This window comes from Paractinoplanes atraurantiacus, assembly GCF_900215205.1.
GTDB lineage: Bacteria > Actinomycetota > Actinomycetes > Mycobacteriales > Micromonosporaceae > Actinoplanes > Actinoplanes atraurantiacus.
In genome coordinates, this window is the sequence record NZ_OBDY01000001.1 from 527,972 (window position 1) to 548,702 (window position 20,731).

Annotated in this window: 24 protein-coding genes; 14 read left to right on the top strand and 10 right to left on the bottom strand. The window is 70.7% G+C overall.

What is annotated here, in order from left to right; genetic code table 11:
• Positions 1 to 857 precede the first annotated feature (857 nt).
• Positions 858 to 1,661, top strand: coding sequence for an SDR family NAD(P)-dependent oxidoreductase (locus CRP55_RS02465; RefSeq protein ID WP_438865746.1), 804 nt, complete (start codon positions 858 to 860; stop codon positions 1,659 to 1,661).
• A gap of 57 nt (positions 1,662 to 1,718) precedes the next feature.
• Here CRP55_RS02465 and CRP55_RS02470 read toward each other — a convergent pair whose 3' ends face one another.
• The 4 genes from CRP55_RS02470 to trxA all read right to left on the bottom strand — a co-directional run bounded on the left by CRP55_RS02470 (position 1,719) and on the right by trxA (position 5,072).
• Positions 1,719 to 2,183 (bottom strand): DUF4190 domain-containing protein, encoded by a 465-nt coding sequence (locus tag CRP55_RS02470; protein ID WP_097317789.1) that lies wholly within the window; start codon positions 2,181 to 2,183, stop codon positions 1,719 to 1,721.
• Between the two features lie 63 nt (positions 2,184 to 2,246).
• Positions 2,247 to 2,654 carry a CoA-binding protein gene (locus CRP55_RS02475; RefSeq protein ID WP_097317790.1) on the bottom strand — a complete coding sequence of 136 codons (408 nt, stop codon included), beginning with the start codon at positions 2,652 to 2,654 and terminating at the stop codon, positions 2,247 to 2,249.
• Positions 2,655 to 2,673: 19 nt separating this feature from the next.
• Complete coding sequence (locus CRP55_RS52730; RefSeq protein ID WP_179854983.1) at positions 2,674 to 4,602, bottom strand: intein-containing Rv2578c family radical SAM protein; 1,929 nt, start codon at positions 4,600 to 4,602, stop codon at positions 2,674 to 2,676.
• Between the two features lie 107 nt (positions 4,603 to 4,709).
• The gene (gene trxA, locus CRP55_RS02490) at positions 4,710 to 5,072 is read right to left on the bottom strand and encodes a thioredoxin (protein WP_097318692.1); all 363 of its coding nucleotides are present in this window, start codon (positions 5,070 to 5,072) and stop codon (positions 4,710 to 4,712) included.
• Between the two features lie 405 nt (positions 5,073 to 5,477).
• On the opposite strand from trxA, the gene CRP55_RS02495 reads away from it, so the two are divergent.
• The 7 genes from CRP55_RS02495 (at position 5,478) to CRP55_RS02520 (ending at position 10,540) form a co-directional block, all read left to right on the top strand.
• Positions 5,478 to 6,110: a TrmH family RNA methyltransferase gene (locus CRP55_RS02495; protein WP_097317791.1), complete on the top strand. Its 633-nt coding sequence runs from the start codon at positions 5,478 to 5,480 to the stop codon at positions 6,108 to 6,110.
• 82 nt (positions 6,111 to 6,192) lie between these two features.
• A complete protein-coding gene (locus tag CRP55_RS02500) occupies positions 6,193 to 6,855 on the top strand; it encodes a DUF6758 family protein (protein ID WP_342751507.1) in 663 nt (220 codons plus the stop codon).
• 10 nt (positions 6,856 to 6,865) lie between these two features.
• Complete coding sequence (locus CRP55_RS51925; RefSeq protein ID WP_143234367.1) at positions 6,866 to 7,144, top strand: hypothetical protein; 279 nt, start codon at positions 6,866 to 6,868, stop codon at positions 7,142 to 7,144.
• Between the two features lie 9 nt (positions 7,145 to 7,153).
• Positions 7,154 to 7,993 carry a PH domain-containing protein gene (locus CRP55_RS02505; RefSeq protein WP_097317793.1) on the top strand — a complete coding sequence of 280 codons (840 nt, stop codon included), beginning with the start codon at positions 7,154 to 7,156 and terminating at the stop codon, positions 7,991 to 7,993.
• A gap of 109 nt (positions 7,994 to 8,102) precedes the next feature.
• Positions 8,103 to 8,954 carry a PHP domain-containing protein gene (locus tag CRP55_RS02510; protein ID WP_097317794.1) on the top strand — a complete coding sequence of 284 codons (852 nt, stop codon included), beginning with the start codon at positions 8,103 to 8,105 and terminating at the stop codon, positions 8,952 to 8,954.
• Between the two features lie 52 nt (positions 8,955 to 9,006).
• Complete coding sequence (locus CRP55_RS02515) at positions 9,007 to 9,624, top strand: MarC family protein (protein WP_097318693.1); 618 nt, start codon at positions 9,007 to 9,009, stop codon at positions 9,622 to 9,624.
• A gap of 91 nt (positions 9,625 to 9,715) precedes the next feature.
• On the top strand, positions 9,716 to 10,540 hold the full coding sequence (locus tag CRP55_RS02520; protein ID WP_097318694.1) for a RecB family exonuclease: 825 nt from the start codon (positions 9,716 to 9,718) through the stop codon (positions 10,538 to 10,540).
• 196 nt (positions 10,541 to 10,736) lie between these two features.
• On the opposite strand, the gene CRP55_RS02525 is transcribed toward CRP55_RS02520, so the two are convergent.
• On the bottom strand, positions 10,737 to 11,594 hold the full coding sequence (locus tag CRP55_RS02525) for an oxygenase MpaB family protein (RefSeq protein ID WP_097317795.1): 858 nt from the start codon (positions 11,592 to 11,594) through the stop codon (positions 10,737 to 10,739).
• Between the two features lie 56 nt (positions 11,595 to 11,650).
• On the bottom strand, positions 11,651 to 12,079 hold the full coding sequence (locus CRP55_RS02530; protein WP_097317796.1) for a Fur family transcriptional regulator: 429 nt from the start codon (positions 12,077 to 12,079) through the stop codon (positions 11,651 to 11,653).
• A gap of 163 nt (positions 12,080 to 12,242) precedes the next feature.
• Here CRP55_RS02530 and CRP55_RS02535 point away from each other — a divergent pair, with 163 nt between their 5' ends.
• Positions 12,243 to 12,716, top strand: coding sequence for a DUF2231 domain-containing protein (locus CRP55_RS02535; protein WP_097317797.1), 474 nt, complete (start codon positions 12,243 to 12,245; stop codon positions 12,714 to 12,716).
• A 132-nt stretch (positions 12,717 to 12,848) separates the two neighbouring features.
• On the opposite strand, the gene CRP55_RS02540 is transcribed toward CRP55_RS02535, so the two are convergent.
• A complete protein-coding gene (locus CRP55_RS02540) occupies positions 12,849 to 13,181 on the bottom strand; it encodes a translation initiation factor 2 (protein ID WP_245922751.1) in 333 nt (110 codons plus the stop codon).
• 64 nt (positions 13,182 to 13,245) lie between these two features.
• Between CRP55_RS02540 and CRP55_RS52735 the strand changes: the two genes are divergently transcribed.
• The gene (locus tag CRP55_RS52735) at positions 13,246 to 13,422 is read left to right on the top strand and encodes a hypothetical protein (protein WP_179854984.1); all 177 of its coding nucleotides are present in this window, start codon (positions 13,246 to 13,248) and stop codon (positions 13,420 to 13,422) included.
• 18 nt (positions 13,423 to 13,440) lie between these two features.
• Here the strand turns inward: CRP55_RS52735 and CRP55_RS02545 are convergent, their stop codons facing one another.
• The 3 genes from CRP55_RS02545 to CRP55_RS02560 all read right to left on the bottom strand — a co-directional run bounded on the left by CRP55_RS02545 (position 13,441) and on the right by CRP55_RS02560 (position 15,763).
• Positions 13,441 to 13,707 carry a hypothetical protein gene (locus tag CRP55_RS02545; protein ID WP_097317799.1) on the bottom strand — a complete coding sequence of 89 codons (267 nt, stop codon included), beginning with the start codon at positions 13,705 to 13,707 and terminating at the stop codon, positions 13,441 to 13,443.
• 986 nt (positions 13,708 to 14,693) lie between these two features.
• Complete coding sequence (locus CRP55_RS02555; protein ID WP_097317800.1) at positions 14,694 to 15,068, bottom strand: FmdB family zinc ribbon protein; 375 nt, start codon at positions 15,066 to 15,068, stop codon at positions 14,694 to 14,696.
• A gap of 110 nt (positions 15,069 to 15,178) precedes the next feature.
• Positions 15,179 to 15,763 (bottom strand): 5-formyltetrahydrofolate cyclo-ligase, encoded by a 585-nt coding sequence (locus CRP55_RS02560; RefSeq protein ID WP_097317801.1) that lies wholly within the window; start codon positions 15,761 to 15,763, stop codon positions 15,179 to 15,181.
• Between the two features lie 81 nt (positions 15,764 to 15,844).
• On the opposite strand from CRP55_RS02560, the gene CRP55_RS02565 reads away from it, so the two are divergent.
• From CRP55_RS02565 to CRP55_RS02580, 4 genes are read left to right on the top strand one after another with little or no spacing between them, the layout of a single operon-like run.
• A complete protein-coding gene (locus tag CRP55_RS02565; RefSeq protein WP_179854985.1) occupies positions 15,845 to 17,758 on the top strand; it encodes a sensor domain-containing diguanylate cyclase in 1,914 nt (637 codons plus the stop codon).
• A 48-nt stretch (positions 17,759 to 17,806) separates the two neighbouring features.
• Positions 17,807 to 18,721: a UTP--glucose-1-phosphate uridylyltransferase gene (locus tag CRP55_RS02570; protein WP_097318695.1), complete on the top strand. Its 915-nt coding sequence runs from the start codon at positions 17,807 to 17,809 to the stop codon at positions 18,719 to 18,721.
• Positions 18,718 to 20,028: a molybdopterin molybdotransferase MoeA gene (locus tag CRP55_RS02575; RefSeq protein ID WP_097317803.1), complete on the top strand. Its 1,311-nt coding sequence runs from the start codon at positions 18,718 to 18,720 to the stop codon at positions 20,026 to 20,028. Before CRP55_RS02570 ends, CRP55_RS02575 begins: the two co-directional genes overlap by 4 nt.
• Positions 20,025 to 20,657, top strand: a complete 633-nt coding sequence (locus CRP55_RS02580; protein ID WP_097317804.1) for a GNAT family N-acetyltransferase — start codon at positions 20,025 to 20,027, stop codon at positions 20,655 to 20,657. The genes CRP55_RS02575 and CRP55_RS02580 overlap by 4 nt, the downstream gene beginning before the upstream one ends.
• Positions 20,658 to 20,731 lie beyond the last annotated feature (74 nt).

Consider the following 20,731-nt stretch of genomic DNA (forward strand, 5'->3'; position numbering starts at 1 on the left):
GTGCGCGGTCCGGCTTGGTCTCGTGGGGTTGGCTCTGTTTCGAGTTCCAGCCGGATTCGTCTCGCGGCGTGGGCTGCCGTCCCGTGCGCGACCGGCTTCCTCGCGGCGTGGGCTGCCGTCCTGTGCGCGACCGGCTTCAACGCGGCGTGGGCTGCGGTCGACGCGCAGCCGGATTTGTCCCCGCGGAACGCACCCTGCCTCCCGCCTCGGCTGAACTTCTCCCCGTGGGCCGCGTGGTGCAAGCAGGAGCGGATCTCGGCCATCAAGGCCGGAGGAGAGGGAAGGCCGCGTGGGGGAGGCTTTCGCGCGGCGGAGAGACGACCGTGCGGTGGGAAGGTGGTGCGGTGCGGAGGCCGTGCGGTACGGAGGCCGCGGTGCGAAGGACCGTGCGGTGCGAGGCCGCGGTGCGGAGGGCCGTGCGGGGGCGATGCCGCTTGGTGTTGACGACCGCTTGGTGTTGACGACCGCGTGGTGTTGACGACCGCGTGGTGGGAAGGTCGCGCCGACGCCGGGCGGTTGTGGGGAAGGCCGCGTGGGGGCGAGGCCGGGCGGTGGAAAGGTGAGCCGCTTGGTTGGCGGGGCCGCTCGGTGGGTTAGGGAGAGTGGGCGGCGTCGAGGTGGGCTTGGTGGGTGGGTGTTCACTCCGTACCGAAGAACGAGCGTGAGTGAGGCGCGGAGATCGAGGAGCGTGGGCCGAGACTGGGGTGGCGGACTCGGGGTACGCCACGACGGGGGCGATGTTTGCTCTCGGTGAAGCTACGGGGCAGGATCGCCGCAGGGTCACCCGGTGCGGAGCGTGGCGGCGGGACCGTCACTGGGGGCCGCGCGGAGAGTGCCGGTTTCGGATTTCTGGTGAGATGGGGATCGACGTGGAAGCGACGGAACCGGAAGAGGCGCCGGTCACGCTGCGGCTGGACGGCAAGGTTGCCCTGGTCACGGGGGCCGGCAGTCCGGACGGGATCGGCTATGCGACGGCGCGGCGGCTCCGGGACCTCGGGGCCCGGGTGGCGATCGTGTCGACCACGCGGCGTATTCATGAGCGTGCGGCGGAACTCGGAGTGACCGGGTTCGTGGCCGATCTGACCGATGAGGCCGAGGTGGGCGCGCTCGCCGACGCGATCAGCGACCAGCTCGGTGACGTCGAGGTTCTGGTGAACAACGCCGGGCTCGCGAGCCGGGCCAGCCCGGAGGTGCTGCGGCCGGTGGCGCAGCTGACCTACGACGAGTGGAAGTCCGAGATCGACCGGAATCTCAGCACGGCGTTCCTGTGCAGCCGCGCCTTCCAGGGCGGCATGGCCGAGCGCGGCTGGGGGCGGATCGTGAACCTGGCGGCGACCGCCGGGCCGGTCAACGCGCTGCCGACCGAGGCGGCGTACGCGGCGGCCAAGGCCGGCGTGGTCGGCCTGACCAGGGCGCTGGCGATGGAGCTGGTGGCCGACGGGGTGAACGTCAACTGCGTGGCGCCGGGGACGATCTACACGGCGGCGTCGACGGTCACCGAGATCAAGCAGGGTCTGGGTACGCCGATCGGGCGGCCGGGCACACCGGACGAGGTGGCGGCGGCGATCGCCTTCCTGTGCTCGCCGGCGGCGTCCTACATCACCGGGCAGATGCTCGTGGTGGACGGCGGCAACAGCGTGCGCGAGGCCGAGTTCCGCTGAGCGCTCGCGCGGTCTTTGTGCGCGGGACAGCTCGCGCACAAAGACCGGCGTGGCGGATCACGGCGATGTCGTGGCCGAGCTGCCCACGGCGATCACCACGATGATCACGTAGCCGATGCAGACCAGCAGGCCCAGGGCCGTGAAGATGTAGCCCAGCCACAGGCCGGCGGTGGCGAGGCCGTCGCCCTGCTCACCGGTCTGGCGGATCTGCTTCTTGGCGATGTGCCCCAGCACGATCGCGGCCGGCGAGAAGACGAACGCGAACACCAGGGCCAGGATCGCCATCGTGTTCGTGCTGGTCACCGGCTGGTACGGCGCGCCGTAGCCGGGCTGGGCACCGTACGGCTGGCCGTAGCCGGGCTGACCGCTGTACGGCTGGCCGCTCGACGGCTGGGAACCGTACGGCTGCCCGCTGGACGGCTGCGAGCCGTACGGCTGCCCGCTGGTCGGGTCGTATGGCTGCTGCCCGTAGGGCTGCTGCGGCTGATATGGATCCGGTGTGCCACCGGGGGGATAGGTCATCAGGTCCTCCTCGTTCCCCGGCACGGTACTAGCCGGGGTACAGGGGAGAACACGGTAGGTGACCTATTTGAGCTTGGTGAGCTGCCCGACCGCCCGCTCGACGGCGAGACAGCGGTCCTCCACGTAGTCGATGCCCGCCTCCTCGGCGATGCGCCGGGCCTCGGCCGAGGCGATGCCGCTCTGCAGCCACACCGCCGGCGCCTTGATCGCGACCGCCTGGCGGACCATGTCGACCGCGTCGTACGAGGGGCGGAAGATGTCGACCAGGTCGACCGGCTCGTCGATGTCGGCCAGGGTGCGGAACGCCTTGACCCCGAAGATCTCATCGGCGTACGGGTTGACCGGGATGATCCGCCAGCCGTGACGCTGCATTTGCAGTGGTACGGAGTGGGAGGGCTTCCACGGATCGCGCGAGGCGCCGACCACCGCGATCACGTTGGCCGCGGCCAGGATGTCTTGTGCGCTCCTCATACCTCCGACTGTAGTTCGATCACAGCAGCGTCAACTGCTCCGGCCTGTCCTGCTCGGCGATGGCCCTATCCTGCTCGTCGATGACCCGGTCCTCCCCGGTGACCGCCCGGGCCTCGCCCGGACTGGCCCGGTGAAGGCCGTGCCGGCGGGCCGCCATGCGCACCCGGGCCACCACCTCCTGCTGGTAGGACTGCGGCGAGTACGAGCCGTTGCCGTACAGCTCGCGGTAGCGCGGCGCCAGCTCCGGATGGGTGCGGGTCAGCCACGACGCATACCACTCGCGGGCGCCGGGCCGCAGGTGCAGCGGGAGAGGCGTGACGCTGGTGGCGCCGGCGGCCGCGATGGCGGCGACGGTCTCGTCGATCGCCTCGTCGGTGTCGGTGAGGCCGGGCAGGATGGGCGCCATCAGCACGCCGATCGAGAATCCGGCGTCGGTGAGCCGGCGGACCGCGTCGAGCCGCCGCCGTGGGCTCGGCGTGCCCGACTCGACCGCGCGCCAGGCCCGCTCGTCGACGAAGCCGACCGAGAAGGACAGGCCGACCCGGGTGACCTCGGCCGCCTGCTTCAGCAGATCGAGGTCGCGCAGGATGAGCGTGCCCTTGGTCAGGATGGAGAACGGGTTCGCGTGGTCGCGCAGCGCGGCCAGGATCTGGGGCATCAGCCGGTAGCGCCCCTCGGCCCGCTGGTAGACGTCGACGTTGGTGCCCATCGCGATCGGGGCGCCGGACCAGCGGGGCGCGGCCAGCTCGCGGCGGATCAGATCGCCCGCGTTCACCTTCACCACGATCTTGGAATCGAAGTCGTGCCCGGTGTCGAGGTCGAGATAGCTGTGTGTGTGCCGCGCGAAGCAGTTGTGGCTGACCACCCCGTCGGCGATGAAGTCGCTGGTGCCGGTGGAGATGTCGAACATCGGCAGGGTGAGCTCGAGGTCTTCGATGTCGACGACGGCGAGCTGCCGGCCGGCCCGCACGCCGGCGCCGGACGCGTCGAGCGGCGGGCCGTCGACGCCGGTGAGGTGGCGGAAGCGGAGCGCGGTCCAGAGGTCACGGTCGAGCTCGACGACGCCGTTGCCGCGCCGCGGGCCCCGGCTGGGCAGGCCGAGCTGGGTCAGCGCCTCGGTCACCCGGCTGAGGAACTGGCGGTCGGCGCTGGTGAACGAGATGGCCAGCCGGTCGGCGCGGCCCACCGAGCCGAACGCGCCGGCCAGGAAGCCCCGGCGCCAGCCGTCGGTCGGCATCTCGGGCCAGCGCAGCGCCTCGTGCAGGGGAACGTCTTCGAGGTAGCGCTCGGCGCGCTCCCGCGCCCGGTCGAGGCCGGCGGTGTCGCCCCGGACCAGGCCGCAGAGGAAACCGGCCTGGTAGTCGGGCGTCTCCTTGGGCGGCTCGGCGAAGTGGCCGACACCGAACATCAGGTCGCCGACGGCGAGCGCGGGCTGGTGGGCCTCGGCCGGGCTGACATGCCGCCAGCCGCGGGCGGTGAGGAAGCGGTGGTCGCCGCTGGCGACCAGCCGGGTGCCGTCGGCCAGGGTGACCCGGAAGGCCGGTTTCGTGGTCGACCAGTGGTCGAGGACGGTGGTCGGCACATAGCGACGGCAGGCGCCGGCGCCCATCGTGCCCATGATGGCGTCGCCCCGGCGCAGCTCGGACAGCGGCCGGCTGGTGCCGTCGGCCATCAGGATGGGCGTGTCGCCGGACAGGCAGTAGGCACAGGCGTGCGAGCACCCGCGATAGGGGTTGACGGTCCACTCGAACGGCACCCGTGAGGCGCCCGGCACCCGGTTGATCAGGCTCTTGGCCTGGATCTCGTAGAACGTCATGCCGGCGAAGCCGGGAGTGTCGAACGTGCGGACGGTGGCGCCGGGCAGCGCCAGCGGCAGGGGTGGAGCCGCCGGCGCTGCCCTGTCGAGGAGCGAGCCGTCCGTCGAGATCGACAGGTTGGACCATCGCATGGCCGATATTCGAACACGCGTTCGATCACTCTGTCCAGTCGAACACGCGTACCAACGAAAAACCCGCCGGCCCTGTCAGGCGGCGGGTCTTCGAGGTATCTACGAGATCAGTGGCTGTGCGCGGCGAGCTGCTGGCGCACCTCGTCCATGTCCAGCTTCTCGACCTGCTCGATCAGGTTCTCGAGAGCCGACTCGGGGAGCGCCCCGGGCTGCGAGAAGACGATGACGCCGTCGCGGACGGCCATGATCGTCGGGATCGAGCGGATGTCGAACTTCGCGGCGAGCGCCTGCTCGGCCTCGGTGTCGACCTTGCCGAAGGTGATGTTCTCGTGCTTCTCCGAGGAGCGCTCGTAGGTCGGAGCGAAGCGGACGCACGGCCCGCACCAGCTAGCCCAGAAGTCGACCAGGACGATTCCGTCCTTGCCGGTCACCTCGTCGAAGTTCTCAGCGGTCAGCGCAACCGTCGCCATGATGTCTCCGTCCACGGGAAATTGGCTTTCGTGCGGTGAAACCCATCCGTCCCACTCGCCATTCCCGCCTCGGCGGCGGATGACACGTGGTCTACAGCACGAATTCAAGACACGGGGTGGGCCGTAGGCCACCCATCGTAACGATAGGTGAGCGACACGCTGCGGTTAACGAAGCAACTCGTGGCGTCCCTTTTGTCACATCTACGCGAGATCCATCTCGCCCACGGTAATAGGCAACAAACTTAAATGTGACCTGGGTCACACCTGAGTATTCTTCACATAGATACGGACGGTAAGGCACACTTGCCCCAACAAAGCGTGGGCGGCGGGTGCCGGGGAGGGCCCCGCCGCTCATTGCGTCTCCTGCCGACTGTGTCTTCCGGTGACTGGGTAGCGTGACCGCCCATGATGATCGGTGAGGACGAGTCCGCCGAAGTGGGCGTCGGCCCCTGGTCCGGCGAGTGGCCCACTGATGAGCGGTACGACCCGGAGCTGCTGGCCAACGGCGATCGCCGCAACGTCGTGGACCGTTACCGCTACTGGCGCCGCGAAGCTGTGGTCGAGGATCTGGACACCCGCCGGCACGGCTTCCACGTGGCGATCGAGAACTGGCAGCACGACTTCAACATCGGCACCGTGGTGCGCAACGCGAACGCGTTCCTCGCGGCCGAGGTGCACATCGTGGGGTTACGCCGGTGGAACCGCCGTGGCGCCATGGTCACCGATCGTTACCAGCACGTGCGCCATCACCCGACGATCGAGGAGTTCACCGGCTGGGCCGCCGAGCGGGACCTGCCGGTGATCGGCATCGACAACCTGCCCGGCTCGCGGCCGATGGAGACGACCACCCTCCCGCAACGCTGCGTCCTGCTGTTCGGCCAGGAAGGCCCGGGTCTGTCCGAGGCGGCGCGAGGCGCCTGCTCGGAGCTCTTCTCGATCGCCCAGTACGGCTCCACGCGCTCCATCAACGCGGGGGTCGCCAGTGGCATCGCGATGCACGCCTGGATTCGCGCGCACGCGGGACCCCCGCCCGGGTGAATCTCGCTGATACGTCCGGGTTCTGCGGATCCGCTTGACGAGGGCCGTCGCGGGCCGCACGGTAGTGGATGTGGGTGTCACGGTGAGTTGCCCCAGGTGTGGTGCACAGGTTCGGAAGCCGGACCTGATGCACAGCGACTGGCGCTGTGACAACTGCGGCGATGTGCCCCCGTTCCATGTCGCGGAGCACATCAACGCGGACATCGTCGACAGCATGCTGCGCCGCCAGGCCTCGTCGCCCGAGAAGGTGCCGTTCTGGTGCCCGTGGCCGTTGCCGGCCGGGTGGATGGTCACCGGGGCCGGCTGGGCGGGTGACGATCGCCGGGGCGTGCGCGCCACCGCGATCGCCTGCAGCGGCCCCGAGCCGCTCGCCGGAGGGCCAGCCGACGTCATGCTGATCGCCGAGCAGCCGGGTGTCGGACTGGGCACCAGGTTCGCCGGCATTCCGGGCTTCGACCCCGGCTATCTCATCGCCGAGGCGCTCGCCGATCCGAGTGGCCATCCTGGACCTCACGCCAAGATCAAGGCGGCTGGACACCCCACTCCACTGTGGTGCGTCAAGTCCCCGGAGGATCGAAGTGCGTACGTGAGTGAGGCGAAAGGAATGTGGCTCTATGCGGTAGCGTGGCCCGCAAGCGCGGGCTACTTCCTCGCGGAGCACGTCGTCCTGCACGATCTCTCCGAGGGGGTGCCGTCCGAGCTCGTGTACGGAGCGCCGTCACCGTGCCTGCAGGGAAAAGCTTGAAAGTTGGGCGTTGACCTGCGGAGACGGTATCGGCTTTTCGGCCACATTGTTCACACCGAGCGACGAAACTGATACCGTCAGTACTGCCGCGGCGCTGACCGTCACCCGCACCCACAGGAGAAGGCCCGCCATGATCAAGAAGGTTCTGACCTGGCTTGGTATCGCGTTCTTGATCTTTTTCATCGCCTTCAACCCGAACTCGGCGGCGTCGGTCTTCGAGTCACTCGGAGGCACGATCGCCGATATTGCCCGGGGCTTCGGCACGTTCTTCACGAACCTCGTCGCTTAGCATCACCACATGGGTGGTCCTGCTGAGCCGCACGAGCCTCGACGCGAGGGTGCAGGCCGCCCTCCGGAGGACGACGACAACTACGGGTACAACGACGAGGCGTTCGACGACGTGTCCGCGTACGCGCGGCGCGGCCGGGCCTCCGACGGTCCTGGCTACTCACCCGACGCCGGTTACTCGCCCAGTGCCGGCTATGCCTCCGACGGCGACCCCGGCGACGAGTACGAGCCGCCGATCATCACCGAGGACGAGCTCGCGGGCCTCGGCCCCGAGGGCGGCGGCGGTCCACGTAGGGTGCTGCCGCTCGAGGACGAACCGACCACACTGGTCGCTCGCTACCTCTTCCCGACCGAGCGCTACCGCGGCGAGTGGAAGAGACATTGGATCAGCCTCACCGGCCCGCTCGGCATCGGCGCCGGCGCGACCCTCGCCCTGGGCTACCTGGCCGGCTTCCTGACCCGGCAGAACGTCACCGGCCTGGTGACCGTGGCCGTCCTGATCTGGCTCGGCGTGATCAGCTGGGTCGCCTGGAAGGTCTTCGACTGGTACTTCGACCGGTTCATCCTGACCAACAAGCGGGTCATGGTCGTCAACGGCATCGTCACCCGCCGGGTGGCCATGATGCCCCTGCTGCGGGTCACCGACATGAAGTACGAGCAGTCGGCCCTCGGCCGCATGCTCAGCTACGGCACCTTCGTCCTCGAGTCGGCCGGCCAGGACCAGGCGCTGCGCGAGGTCAAGTACCTGCCCAACCCGAACGAGCTCTACCTGCGGGTGGTCGAGGAGATGTACGAGCCGCAGGCCGTCGAGGCGCGACTCGGCAAGGACAGCGAAGGCGACGACGCGTAACTGTGCCTTCCCGCGGCGGAAAACCCATGCAAGATCGCATTAAACGATGTGACGTACGGATCGGGCTGTCGACAGGCAGCCCGCGACACGCGGCCGGTAGCGTTCTCAGGTGACCCGAATCGACCTGCACTGCCATTCGACCGCCAGCGACGGCACTCTGACCCCCGCTGAGCTGGTCAAGGCGGGCGCGGAGGCCGGTCTCGACGTCATGGCGATCACCGACCACGACACCACGGGTGGGTGGGAGGCGGCCGCCGCGGCCCGGCCCGAGGGGCTTCAGCTGGTGCGCGGGGCCGAGCTGTCCTGCCGCTGGCACGGCGCCGAGCCGCCGATCGCGCTGCACATGTTGGCCTATCTGTTCGACCCGGCCGAGCCGCGGCTCGCGGGCGACCTGGCCCGGCTGCGCACCGACCGGGAACAGCGGGCCGAGAAGATCGTGAACAAGCTCGCGGCCGACGGCGTGCCGATCACCTGGGAAGAGGTGCACGGCTACGCGGCGGGCGGCTCGGTCGGCCGGCCGCACATCGCGCAGGCGCTGATCCGGGCCGGGCTCGTCCGGACGACGACCGAGGCGTTCCATTCGCAGTGGCTGGGCGCGCGTTACTTCGTACCCAAATCGGATCTTGATGTTTTCGAGGCAGTGCGAGCCGTGCGGGCCGCTGGTGGGGTGACCGTTTTTGCTCATCCGCGGGCGACGGTGCGCGGGCGTGTCGTGCCGGACCGCTTGATCGTCGAGCTGGCCGAGGCCGGTCTGTTCGGGCTGGAAGCCGATCATGAGGACCACTCGCCGGAGGAGAGGGCGCACGTGCGGGCCCTCGCCGAGAGTCTCGGCCTGGTGGTGACCGGATCGTCGGACTTCCACGGGACCCACAAGACGGTGCGGCTGGGTGCGTTCCTGACGGCTTCTTCGGCGTACGAGAAAATCGTGTCCGCCGCCACGGGTGTGCCTGTGCTGGGGTGACGCTGGCCGCATCAAACTGCGGGCCGGCGCCCTCGGCCCCTACCTTGATCGGGTGAATCTCAAGTTCCTCGGCGAGGTCTTCGTGACCCTCTTGGTGATCGTCGACCCTCCCGGCATGGTGCCGGTCTTCCTCGCGCTGACCGGAACGATGGCGGCCAAGGACAGGGTGCGGGCCGGGACGCAGGCCGTGCTGCTCGCGCTCGGCGTGATCGTCGGGTTCGCGGTGGCCGGGCAGACCCTGCTCGACTATCTCCACGTGCAGCTGCCCGCGCTGCAGGGCGCCGGCGGTCTGCTGCTCGTGCTGGTCGCGTTGCAGCTGCTCACGGGCAAGACCGACGAGCCGGCCGAACAGGGCGGCACCAGCAACGTGGCGCTCGTGCCGCTCGGCACCCCGCTGCTGGCCGGCCCGGGCGCGATCGTCGCGACCATGCTGTTCGTGCAGCGTGCGGAGGGTTTCGACGAATACCTGGTGATCGCGATCGGCATCCTGCTCGTCATGATCACGGTCTGGGTCGTGCTGCGCTTCTCCGGCGTGATCGTCAAGCTGCTGCGCCCGGCCGGCATCGAGGTGCTGACCCGCATCGCCGGCCTGCTGCTGGCCGCCATCGCGGTGCAGTTGATCGCCGACGCGGTCGCGGCCTTCGTGGAGATGTACGCGGCGGCCTTCTGACCGCGTTTCTGTCGTACCCGCCTGGCAGGATTGCACGGTGCCTCCCACCAGATCCCGCGCCGGCGTCCCCGAGCAGCTCGGTTTCGACGGCATGCCCGAGCGGCTCTTCGTGTGCACGCCGAGCAAGCTGGGCGCCTTCACCGACTGTCCCCGGCGGTACAAATACGCGTATGTCGAGCGTCCCGCCCCGCCCAAGGGTCCACCGTGGGCGCACAACTCGCTCGGCGCCAGCGTCCACACGGCGCTGAAGAACTGGTACGGCCTGCCGGTCGGTCGGCGAGACCCGGGCGTTCTGCCCACGCTTCTCAAGAGCACGTGGGTACGCGAGGGCTACCGCGACGTCGATCAGGAGAGAGCCGCCTACCGCGCGGCGCTGGGCTGGCTGGAGACGTACGTGTCCGGCCTCGACCCGGACGACGAGCCGCTCGGCGTCGAGCGGACGGTGGCCGCGAAAACGGCGGTGCTGGCCCTGAACGGCCGGGCCGACCGCATCGACTCGCGCCCCGGCCCGAGTGGTCCCGAGGCCGTGATCGTCGACTACAAGACCGGCCGGACGGGCACGGACGCCGACGACGCGCGCGGCTCGATGGCCCTCGCCCTGTATGCGTTCGCCGCCCAGCGGGTCTTCCGCCGCCCGAGCTACCGGGTGGAGCTCCACCACCTGCCGACGGGCACGGTGGCCGCCCATGAGCACACCGAGGAGTCCCTGTCCCGCCAGGTCCGCCGGGCCGAAGACACGGCCCGCGACATCATGGCCGCCGAGAAGGCAGTGGCCGACGGCGCCGACCCCGACGCCGAGTTCCCCACCAACCCGGGCCCCCTGTGCGGCTGGTGCGACTTCCGCAAGGTCTGCCCGGCCGGCGCGGAGACCCCGGCCAAGGAACCGTGGGCGGCGGTGTCCCACCTGACCCCCTGAGCCGACCCCGCGTCTGCCGGGGCCCTCTTGCCCTTGCCGTGCGCTGCTGCCGCGCTTCTTCCCGGCTTTCCCTTGCTTGCCCGCCGCTTCTCTTTCTCTTCCGCTCCCTTGAGCGGGTCCCTTCCCATCCCCTTCCTCACTCCTGCGCGCGTCGAGGACCTGGGGCGCGGGGTGGGGCCGGGGATGTGGTTGTCGGTCAGGCGGTGGCTGGTCGGGCTCGGGCCAGGGCGGCTTGGCGCATGGAGCTGTCGCGGTAGCGGCGGGGCAGGGTGGACAGGATCGTGGCCAGGAGCAGGCGCAGGCCGCGGATCGAGAGGTCGGCCGTCACGTCGGTGGTGGGCCAGCCCAGGCCGCCGTAAAGGCGGCGGGCCCACGGCGGGAGCAGGGCCACGGCGGTGCCGGCTATGCCCAGGTAGGCCCAGCGGGTGGGGCCCAGGGTGAGGCCCAGGCGGAAAGCGCGGGGGCCCCAGGTCTGCGGGACCGGCGGGACGGTCAGGAAGAGCGCGGTCTCGGCGGTGTCGCGGGTCATGCCCAGCTCGGGGCGGATCTCTTCGTAGTACGCGGCCACCTCGGCGGCGGTCGACGGCACGGTGGCCGGGTCGAGGCCGACCAGCTCGGCCGCCTGGAGCTGCTCGGTGTAGTAGCGGTCGATCTCGTCGGGCGTCAGCCGCAGGCCGGCCCGGGTGGCGGTGGTCAGGAACGACTCGACCTCGGTGACGTGCACCCAGCGGAGCAGGTCGGGCTCGTCGACGCGGAACGTCTCGCCGGTGCGCGGGTCGACGGCCGTCATCTTGGAGTGCAGGCGGCGCAGGCGGCTGGAGGCCCGCTCGACCTCGTCGGTGCTGCCGTAGATCACGGTGGCGACGTAGGCCGAGGTGCGGGTCAGGCGGCCCCACGGGTCGGCGCGGTAGCCCGAGTTCTGGGCGACACCGGCCACGGCCCGCGGATGCAGGGCCTGCAGATAGAGAGAGCGGAGTCCGCCGAGCATCAGAATCGGTTCGCGGTGCAGCTTCCAGGTGACCGAATCCGGTCCGAACAGCCCGACGTCGCTCATGCCATCCAGGGTGCCACGCAGACCGCCAGAAGTTGAACCCGTTCAGATACCGGAATTCACGCCTCGGCGTCGCGGCGCTTCTGACAGGCCGGGCAGAGCCCCCAGAACGTCACCTCGGCCTCGTCGAGCTGGAAGCCGTGACTGGTGGCGGGCGTGAGGCAGGGCCGCTCGTCGACCACGCAGTCGACGTCGGCGATCTCGCCGCAGCCCCGGCAGACGATGTGGTGGTGGTTGTCGCCGACCCGGGCCTCATAGCGGGCCGGGCTGCCGGCCGGTTCCAGCCGCCGGGCCAGGCCGGCCCGGGAGAGGGCGCCGAGCACGTCGTAGATCGCCTGGGTCGACACGGAGTCGAGGCGTACCCGGGCCCGTTTGGCGATCTCCTCGACCTCGAGATGGCCGCCGCCGGTGAGGATGTCCAGCACGGCGAGGCGTGGCTTGGTGACACGCAACCCGTGGTCACGTAGCAGGTCTTCACCGTTCGGCATCGGTCAATGACAGCACGGATCGGTTGAATCCCCAACCATTGTGCGCGGGAATACCTGCGCCGAGGTGAACCGGGAACCGACGATGGGCGTAAGCGGACACGAGAACATTTGCGGCGTCAGGTACTTCTAAGCTGACGGCCGACCGGTTCGATGAGGAGGCTTCGTGTTCGACCAGATCAACGGCCTGCCGGTGCATGCGCTGGTGCTGCATGCCGCGGTGGTGTTCGTTCCGCTGCTGGCCCTCGCGGCCATCGTTTACGCGCTGGTGCCACGGTGGCGTCCCAAGCTGGGCTGGGCGGTGGCGTTGCTGGCCGTGGCCGCGCCGGTGTCGACGTTCGTGGCGAAGGAGTCGGGGGAGGAGCTCTACAACCGTCTGGTCGGGCAGGGCCTGAAGGGCACCGGCAAGGTGATCCTTGACGACCACATGAGCTACGGAACGCGTACGTTCTGGTTCGCGCTGGCTTTGGGCGTCGCCAGCCTCGTGCTGGTCGCTCTCACCTGGCGCCGCACCGGCCGTCTCCCCCTGATCGGCGAGGTCGCAGGCGCGATCGTGGTGGTTGTTCTGGCCGTGCTATCCGGCTACTACGTCTACAAAACGGGCGACTCGGGCGCCACCGCCGTGTGGGGCACCTACTAGCCCTCACAGCGACCAGCAGCGCCGGCGCGGCGGCTCGGAGCCACCACGCCGGCGTTTGCTGTTCGCAGCCGGCCCCGCACAGCCGGGGGTGGCGTTGCCTACTTCCGGCCCCGAACAGCCGGCGGGCCGGGGTCAGAAGATGGCTCGGGCGCAGAGCAGGCACATGAGGATGAGAGCGATGGCGCCCGCGACCAGGCCGACGCCGTAGGTCACCGTGCGGGCCGAGCCCTCGGACTCGTCGAGGGCGTCCATGTCCTGCCCCGGCATGCTGCGCGGAGGCGGCGGCTGGGAGATCGTGGGCGGCCGCCAGTGCGGCGACGGCGGGGTGGGTCGCGGTGGGCCCGGATAGGCCGCCTCCGGCTTCGGGGCAGGCCCGGAGGGTTCAGGGCCCGGGCCGGGCACGGGAGAGTCAGGATCCGGTCGCTGCCAGTAAGAGTCGTCCGGGACGCCGGTGGGGCTGCTCACGTTCACCGACGGTACAGCCGAAGGGGGAAGACTTCCGCAACGGCGCGGGCCTACCCTCTTAGACGTGGACATCCTGGATGAGCCCGAGCGCGACTTGGACGGCGAACGCGAGGTCGACTTCGAGTCCGAGGAGGCACCCGTCCTCCCCGATCAGACCCGCGACGACACCGAGCGCGGCTGGGGCGAACGCTCCTCCGACAACGATGAGCGCCTGCTCGAGGACCGCCCGCCCCACTGGTGACCGCGCGCACGAGGCCGGTCAGCCGGGGCGGATGAGGATGGCGAAGCCGTGGTCGGACGTGACCACGGCTCGTTCGGCCTCGGCCGGTGGCAGGGCCAGCAGCAGGCCGCCCGTGGTGGGGTCCGACGCGCCGGTGACCGTCAGGACCAGCGCGGCGGCGGCTACGGGAGTGGTCGCGCCCTTGTCGTCGAGGCGCAGAAGGTCCACCCGGTTGCCGGGCTTGACCAGCGACAGCGCCGTGGGGTCGGCCAGCCGGATGGGAACGCCGACTGTCCCCGAGGGCACGGCGGCACGGCCGGCCCCGCCGGGACCTGATGCAGGCAGCGCCGCGGCTGAGTCTCCTGACGGCGCGGCGGCTGAGTCTCCTGGCGCGGCGGCTGGGTCTCCTGGTGGCGCGGCTGGGTCTCCACGTGGAGCGGCGGTCGAGGAGCTCGGCGGGGCGGCGCCTGAGTCCGATGGGGCGCCGGGTGAGTGGGTGTTGTGACCGGACGGCAGCGTGAGCACTGTGCCGGTGGGTGGGTCGCATCCCGGTGGGGGTGACCACGACACCAGGGCGGCGAGGGTCAGCAGGGCCGCGACTGCCGCGAGGCGTAGCAGCGTGCCGCGGGCCGGCCGGCGCCGTCGCACGGGATCGAGGCGCCCTTCGCCGCTGTCGCGGCTTGCGTTCCCGTGCGGCTGGGGAATGGCCCGCCCGAGCCGGGACTTGCTCGGTCCGGCCATCGTCCTGTCCCCTCCCGCTCGCCCTGGCGTCGTGGTCTCGGCGCCGGCACGGACGTTAGGCGGAAAGGAAGATCGCCCGCTCCGAGCCTGTGGACAACGCGGGATTGTGGATAACCGGCCCGGTCACAGGTGACTTTGGTAGGCCTCGGCGCGCAAGGAAAGGCGCGGCAGAGCGGCGGCGCGGAGAGAAAGTTGCCGCCTGAAGGAAGGGCACTGCCTGAAGGAAGGGCGCGGCCTGGAGGAGTGGCGCTGGCTCAGGAAGCGGCGGTGGCTCAGGGAGTGGCGCTGGCTCAGGAAGCGGCGGTGGCTCAGGAAGCGGCGGTGGCTCAGGGAGTGGCGCTGGCTCAGGGAGTGGCGCTGGCTCAGAGAGCGGCGCTGCCTCAAGGAAGGGCGCTCCCCGAAGGAAGGGGAAGGCTGCCAGAAAGGCGTTGGGTGGGCCGCGCGAAGGCGTCGGCGCGAGGGCGCCAGAAGGCGCTGGCGAGGCTGTGCGGCGCGGTTGAGGGTGCGCGAAGATCGCGCCAGGGGGACCGGCGCGATCTTGGGCGTTGCTTCTAGGAGGCGGCGGGGGCCTTTGTGGTCGACGAGGACGCGCCGCTGCTCGACGAAGAGGACGACGAAGACGACGCGGAGGTCGACGACGTCGAGGAGGAGCTGGAGGACGAGTCGCTCGACGAGCTCGAGGTCGACGAGTCGGACTTCTTGGTGGCGTCGCCGTTTGTCGACGCGGACTTCTCGGCGCTCACGTTGCCGGAGCGGGAGTCGTTGCGGTAGAAGCCCGAACCCTTGAAGACGATGCCGACCGAGTTGAAGACCTTGCGGAGCTTGCCGTCACAGTTCGGGCACTCGGTCAAAGCCGGGTCGGAGAACGACTGCACGGCCTCGAGCTGGTGGCCGCATTCGGTGCAGGCGTACTGGTAGGTAGGCACGGCTCCTCCGGATCTTTCGGCTGTTGGCACTCGCCAACTCCGAGTGCCAATGTTGCGCCATCGGAGGTCATTTCGTCCACTCGAACGGCGGGTTGAGCGTTGGGCGGACGTCACTTCCGGGTCAGGAATAGACCGCCGTGCGGGGTGATGACCCCGTGCACCGGCCGGTCGTGCGGCTCGGCCGGCACCTCCTCCAGCAGCTCACCGTCGTGCAGCAGGGCCACCACCAGCTGCCCTTCCGAGAGGCGGGCCAGGGCTCGGTCGTACGATCCCCCGCCGCGTCCCAGGCGCAGACCTCGGCGATCCACCGCGAGCGCGGGCACCAGCACCAGGTCGGCGAGAAGGATGCCTTCCACGCCCAGCCGCGGGCCACTCGGAGAGAAGAGGCCGCGCGGCCCACGTTCGAGTGAGCCCGAATACTCAGCCCAGTCCAGGTCGCCGGAGGGCAGGAGCACCGGGAGCAGGACGCGCGCGTGAGCGGCCAGCGACGGGACCAGGTCCGGTCCGCCGGGTTCGGTGCCGACCGGAACGTATGCGGCGATGGTGGACGGGTGCTCAGTCCGTACCAAAGCAAGCACTTGATCTTGAAGGGCGGCATCCGAGGCGGGCGCCTGACGCCGGGCGGTGAGCAGGCGACTGCGGAGTGCGATCTTGGCGGTGCGAGATCTTTCCGCGTCACCGGTTAAATCGGGCATGCAACACCCCCTTTTGAAAAGCGGCAAACGGTGCACACTATGTCAGCATCGCTCCAAAGAGGGCCACTCCCGGGAGGATGCGTGACGCTACGTGGCCGGCTCACCACCGCTTTTCTGGTGGTCGTGCTCGGTCCGGTCCTGCTCGGGTCCATCTTCGTCGCCCTGACCGTCACCACGGTGAGCCGGGACCGGACGGCCGAGCGGCTGGACCGTGCCGCGACCGCCGTCCGTACGAGCGTCTCCGCCGCCTGCCGCCAACTTCAGGCGGTGGCCGACGCCGTGGCGGTGGTGCCCGAAAATGACCGAGCCGCGGTGGCGGGCCAGCTGATCGCGCGCGGCCTGGCCACCGGCATCGAGATCGGCGCCACGCAGCGGGAGAGCTGCTCGAACCCGGGCGATGGCCCGTTGACCGCCGCGTCGGTCGTCGGCGGCACGACCATCGCGGCTTCGCAGGCCGTCGACGGCGCGTTCCTCGCCCGGCTCAGCGTGGCCAGTCGCACCCGAGTGACGCTGACCAGCGGAGACGAGACCGGGCAGACTCTGCGCCTCGCCCCCGAGCCGGGCCAGCCCCTGCCGCTCACGATCACTGTGCCGACGAACAGGCCGACTCTGCTGTACGCCGTACTCCCGGCCGTCGTATTAGCCGCAGCCCTCGCCGCCGTGCTGGTCGCGCGCTGGCTCGCCCGCACCACCACCCGGCCGCTCGGCGAACTGGCCTGGGCCGCCGGCCGCGTGGCCGACGGCGACCTCGACACCCGCGTGCCGATCCTGCGCCCGGACGAGCTCGGCCGGCTGGCCGCCACCTTCAACCGCATGACTCGGGAGCTCCAGGCCTACGTGCAGGCGCTCACCGCCAGCCGGGACCAGCTCCGCGGGCACCTGGCCATCCTCGGCGAGACCCTCTCCAGCACCCACGACCTCCAGCGGATATTGCAGGTCATCCTGCGGACCGCGCTCGCCGCGACCGGCGCCCGGGCCGGTCTCGTGCTGCTCATCGACCCGGTGAGCGGGCAGCTGGTCGCCCAATGCGGCGTCGGCCTGGCCGGCACCTGGGACCTGCCCGACGCCGACCTGCCCCAGCAGCGCCTCCCGGTCGGCGAGGGCGTGCTGGGCGGGGTCGCGGCCAGCGGCGAGCCGCGCCGCGGACAGGGCGAGCTGGCCACCGCCGAGCCGCCCTGCCTGAGCTATGTCGCCGTGCCCATCTGCGCGCCGATCGAGGACGGGGACGAACCCGAGACCCTCGGCGTCCTCGCCCTCTACGACCGGGTCGGCGGTGACTCCTTCGACGACGCCGACCTGAGCACGCTGCGGACCTTCGCCGGGCAGGCCGGCGTGGCCGTGCACAACGTGCGGATGCACGAGGAGGCGCAGCGGCTCTCGCTGACCGACCCGCTCACCGGCCTCTGGAATTACCGTTACCTGCGTGAGTCGTTGCGCCGGGAGGTGGAGAGGGCGAGCCGGTTCGGGCGGATGCTCGCGGTGCTCGTGCTCGACCTCGACCACTTCAAAGACGTGAACGACACGTACGGGCACGCGGCCGGCGACGCCGTGCTGGGCGAGTTCGCCCGGCGCATCCGGGTCGGGCTGCGCGAGGTCGACGTGGCGTTCCGGCAGGGCGGGGAGGAGTTCGTGGTGCTGCTGCCGGAGACCGACGCGTACGGCGGGGCGATCGTCGCCGAGCGGCTCGGCGCCGCCGTGCGCGACCGGCCCGTGCCGATCGATCCGCTGCGGCCCGACGACCTGCTCATCCCGGTCACCGTGTCGATCGGGGTGGCCGTCTACCCCGAGCACGGTGCCGGCGCGCAGCAGGTCCTGGCCGCGGCCGACACCGCCCTGTACGCCGCCAAGAGGGCCGGCCGGGACACATATCGCCTGGCCGAGGCCGCGGATGTGACAAATTCGCAAGTTTCCCCGGCAGTTCATGAAGGAAACTTGGATCCCAAGACGGCCGTGCCGACCGGGCCACGACCGCCCGGGCAGGCGCGTGGCCGATAGTCTCGCTGCATGTCACGGGCTCGATCGACTGAAGGTGCGGTGACCTCGATGACCTCGAACGCGCAAGCGTCAGGCCGCCGGGCGGTGAAAGCTGTCATCCCCGCGGCCGGACTGGCTACGCGTTTCCTGCCGGCCACCAAGGCCGTGCCCAAGGAGTTGCTGCCCGTCGTCGACCGGCCCGTCCTTCAGTACATCGTGGAGGAGGCGGCCTCCGCCGGCATCACCGACGTCCTGCTGGTCACCGGCCGCGGCAAGACCGCGATGGTCGACCACTTCGACCGCCGGCCCGACATCGAGGCCCGGCTCGAAGAGAAAGGCGACAGTCAAAGGCTTGCGGCCGTACGCCGTACGAGTGACCTCGCGGACATCTACACCGTCCGCCAGGGCGAGCCCCTCGGCCTCGGCCACGCGGTCGGCACCGCCGCCTCGCACGTCGGCGACAACGCGTTCGCGGTGCTGCTCGGCGACGAGTTCGTCGAACAGGACAAGCCGCTCCTGCCCGACATGCTCGACCTGCAGGCCCGCACCGGCGGCATCGTGCTGGCGCTGGGCGAGGTCAAGCCGTCGGAGACTTCGCGCTACGGCATCGCCTCGGTCGCTTCTTCCGACTTCGGTCAGGATGTGGTCGAGGTGACCGGGCTGGTCGAGAAACCCGCGCCCGACGAGGCGCCCAGCAACCTGGCCGTCCTCGGCCGCTACGTCCTGCCCGCCTCGATCTTCGAGGCGATCGCCGACACCAAGCCCGGCAGCGGCGGCGAGATCCAGCTGACCGACGCCATGGCCCAGCTGCTGGCCGACGGCACCCCGGTGCACGCCATCGTCTACCGCGGCCACCGGTACGACACCGGCATGCCGCTCGGATATCTGCAGACGGTCGTCATGCTGGCGGCCAAGCGCGACGACCTGGGCGAGGAGTTCCGGAGCTGGCTGGCCGAGTTCGTCGCCGGCGGTGCGAGGGGATGACGGCCACGGCCGATGCCGAGGCGGCCGCCAACGAGCTGAAGCCTCTCGCCGAATACCTGGGCAGCGTGCTGCGCAGGCTCCGGCCGCTGCCTCCGCTCGACCTCGACCTCACCCAGGCGCACGGCAACACCCTGGCCACCGACGTCCTCGCGCCGCATCCGTACCCGGCGTTCGACCAGGCGGCGATCGACGGCTACGCCGCCCGCTGGGAGGACCTCGGCGGTGCGGGCCGGGTCGGTTCGCACCCCTCGTTCGGCCGGGTCGAGGGCGGCCCGCGCCCGGTCCGGCTCAACGTCGTCGGCGACCTCGGCGCCTCCAGCTGGCGGCCGGTCCGGCTCTCACCGGGCACCTGCTTCTCGGTGGCCGCCGGAGCGCCGCTGCCGATCGGCGCCGACGTGGTCGTGCCCGTGCACTGGACCGACCAGGGCATGGCCGCGGTGGAGATCCTGCACGCGCCGAAACGAGGTTCGGGTGTCCGCCGGGCCGGCGAAGAGGTCGGGGTCGGTCAGGTGCTCGCCCCCAAGGGCGCGTACGTCACCCCGGCCATGGTGGCGACCTTCGCCGCCTCCGGCATCGGGCACGTCGTCGTCCGGCCCAGCCCGCGCGTGGTCGTCGTGGCCACCGGCGACGAGCTGGTCGACGTGGGCCGGCCCAGCCAGCCCGGGCAGGTCGTCGACGCCAACTCCCACGCGCTGACCGCGGCCGCCGTCGAAGCCGGCGCGCTGGCGTACCGAATAGGCATCTGTGACGACGACCCGGAAGGCCTGCGCGGCCTGCTGGAAGACCAGACTCTGCGGGCCGACCTGATCATCACGACCGGCGGCACCGGCACCGGCCCGGGCGACATGCTGCGCCGGGTCCTCTCCCGCCGCGACCCCGGCCGCGGCGTCGTCGAGTTCACCGACGTGGCGCTCTGCCCCGGCAGCACGCTCGGCTTCGGCACGGTCGGCGGCGAGGAAGTGCCGGTGATCTGCCTGCCCGGCGAGCCCGGCGCCGCCCTGATCGGCTTCGAGGTGCTGGCCCACCCGGTGATCCAGCTGCTCGCGGGGGCCGAGCCGGTGTTCCGCCCCAGCGTCAAAGCCCACCTGCTGGAGACCATCTCCTCGCCCGGCGGCCTGCGCGAGTTCCGCCCCGCGTTCGTCACCGAACGGCGCGGCGGGGGGCACACGGTGCAGCCGCTGGCCGGTGGGCCGTACACTCTCTCCGGCCTTGCCGAGGCCAACGGCCTGCTGGTCCTCGGTGAGCGCGTCACCACGGCGGCCGCCGGCTCGACCGTGGACGTGTTGCTCCTCGACCGGAGGCGATGATGCTGGGGTCCACGCCCGGATGGCCTGCCGTCCTGGCGGACGGACCCGTCGTGCTGCGCCCCTACAAGCGCAGCGACGCCCGAGCCTGGTCCGAGGTGCGCGTGGCGAACCAGAAATGGCTCGCACCCTGGGAGTCGGCCCCGCCCGGCCCGTGGTCCGAGATGAACTCGGCCCGCGCCTTCGGCTACGTCTACCAGGACATGAAACGCTCGGCCCGGCGCGGCGAGAGCATGCCGTTCGCGGTCTGCCTCCAGGAGAACGGCCGGGAAAGCCTGGTCGGCCACCTCAACCTCGGCAACATCGTCCGGCGGGCGTTCAGCTCGGCCTACGCGGGATATTGGGTCGACGCCCGGGTGGCCGGCCGAGGCGTCATCCCGACCGCGCTGGCCCTGGCCGTCGACCACGCCTTCGGCCCCGGCGGGCTGCACCGCATCGAGGTCAACATCCGCCCCGAGAACAAGCCGTCCCGCCGCGTCGTCGAAAAGCTCGGCTTCCGCGAAGAGGCCTACCACCAGCGCTACATGCACATCGACGGCAGCTGGCGAGACCATCTCGGATATGCCCTGACCAGCGAGGAAGTGGCCGCCGAAGGCGGACTGCTGGCCCGCTGGCGCCGCGTGCGCGCCTGAGGAGGCCCTTGACACGCCCGGCGCGCCGTGACCATTTCCGCAGCTCGCGCCCGTAGCCTCGGGGAGATTGGGTC

Coding starts and splice junctions, on each gene's coding strand:
- CRP55_RS02575 (WP_097317803.1), top strand. CDS start 18,718: ATGACGGCCACGGCCGATGCCGAGGCGGCCGCCAACGAGCTGAAGCCT.
- CRP55_RS02570 (WP_097318695.1), top strand. CDS start 17,807: ATGACCTCGAACGCGCAAGCGTCAGGCCGCCGGGCGGTGAAAGCTGTC.
- CRP55_RS52730 (WP_179854983.1), bottom strand. CDS start 4,602: ATGCGATGGTCCAACCTGTCGATCTCGACGGACGGCTCGCTCCTCGAC.
- CRP55_RS02495 (WP_097317791.1), top strand. CDS start 5,478: ATGATGATCGGTGAGGACGAGTCCGCCGAAGTGGGCGTCGGCCCCTGG.
- CRP55_RS02520 (WP_097318694.1), top strand. CDS start 9,716: ATGCCCGAGCGGCTCTTCGTGTGCACGCCGAGCAAGCTGGGCGCCTTC.
- CRP55_RS02505 (WP_097317793.1), top strand. CDS start 7,154: ATGGGTGGTCCTGCTGAGCCGCACGAGCCTCGACGCGAGGGTGCAGGC.
- trxA (WP_097318692.1), bottom strand. CDS start 5,072: ATGGCGACGGTTGCGCTGACCGCTGAGAACTTCGACGAGGTGACCGGC.
- CRP55_RS02530 (WP_097317796.1), bottom strand. CDS start 12,079: ATGCCGAACGGTGAAGACCTGCTACGTGACCACGGGTTGCGTGTCACC.
- CRP55_RS02470 (WP_097317789.1), bottom strand. CDS start 2,183: ATGACCTATCCCCCCGGTGGCACACCGGATCCATATCAGCCGCAGCAG.
- CRP55_RS02475 (WP_097317790.1), bottom strand. CDS start 2,654: ATGAGGAGCGCACAAGACATCCTGGCCGCGGCCAACGTGATCGCGGTG.
- CRP55_RS02525 (WP_097317795.1), bottom strand. CDS start 11,594: ATGAGCGACGTCGGGCTGTTCGGACCGGATTCGGTCACCTGGAAGCTG.
- CRP55_RS02560 (WP_097317801.1), bottom strand. CDS start 15,763: ATGCCCGATTTAACCGGTGACGCGGAAAGATCTCGCACCGCCAAGATC.
- CRP55_RS02465 (WP_438865746.1), top strand. CDS start 858: ATGGGGATCGACGTGGAAGCGACGGAACCGGAAGAGGCGCCGGTCACG.
- CRP55_RS02580 (WP_097317804.1), top strand. CDS start 20,025: ATGATGCTGGGGTCCACGCCCGGATGGCCTGCCGTCCTGGCGGACGGA.